Here is a 335-nt window from a genome sequence, read left to right as displayed (position 1 = left end):
GTACGGGTGGCGGCAGCCGTACCGGCGGCAGCAGTCGTACGGGGAGCAGTGGTCGTACGGGAGGTCCGCGGCGGGGCCGGGCGGCGGGCGGGGTGCGGGTGGCGCGCAGGTGTGCCGCTCTCCCCCGTGCCCAACTGGCCTGCGCTGTCTGCCCTGCCGGGGGTGCGGGCCGGGGCGCAACCCGCCGGTCCGGCTTCTTGGGCGGCTGGTCGGTTCACTTTCTCCACTCTCGTCATGCGGGACACCTCGTGGGACCGGGTGCGGGGCGGGGTGCTCACGGCCGCCTCCGCTCACCGGCGGGGGCCGTGAGCACCCCGCGGGCGCGGGTGCGGCGG

At 77.9% G+C, this 335-nt stretch carries 1 pseudogene; it reads right to left on the bottom strand.

Features of this window, described 5'->3' with window-relative positions:
- A pseudogene (locus JHN63_RS53840) lies at positions 1-236 on the bottom strand (hypothetical protein); the annotation flags it as partial.
- Between the last annotated feature and the right edge of the window lie 99 nt (positions 237-335).

The sequence above is a fragment of the Streptomyces sp. MBT65 genome (genome assembly GCF_016612545.1).
GTDB lineage: Bacteria > Actinomycetota > Actinomycetes > Streptomycetales > Streptomycetaceae > Streptomyces.
Note: the sequence above shows the minus strand (reverse complement) of the source record. Positions and strands in the feature narration are given on the sequence as shown.